This is a genomic window from Methylobacterium sp. AC315, assembly GCF_979253755.1.
In genome coordinates this window covers 1-248 of the sequence record NZ_CEEDEA010000113.1, presented here as the reverse complement: position 1 = coordinate 248, position 248 = coordinate 1, and the positions used below count along the sequence as shown (strand labels likewise).

Here is a 248-nt window from a genome sequence, read left to right as displayed (position 1 = left end):
GCCGGGCCCGCAATACGACGCCACCTTCCTGGCGAACGCGCTGCAGGGCCACCGGGAAGCGCTCAACATTCACGGCTCCAACGCGCAGTCGGGTGAGGATCCCGGCCTGCGCCGCATCGCCCGCGGCGCGCTGCCTCTGATCCACCTGCACATCGCGCAGCTGACGCAGATGCAGGGCCGGAGGAGCACTACCCAAGGCGGACGACCCGGATCCGAGCCTGCTCTCGCGGCCTTCGCCCACCGAGCGG

General features: G+C 71.4%; 1 protein-coding gene. It reads left to right on the top strand.

Annotated features, from left to right (window positions below):
- Positions 1–248: DUF4142 domain-containing protein (locus tag AC0IY0_RS28915; RefSeq protein WP_471766500.1), on the top strand; the 248-nt coding region annotated here is incomplete at both ends.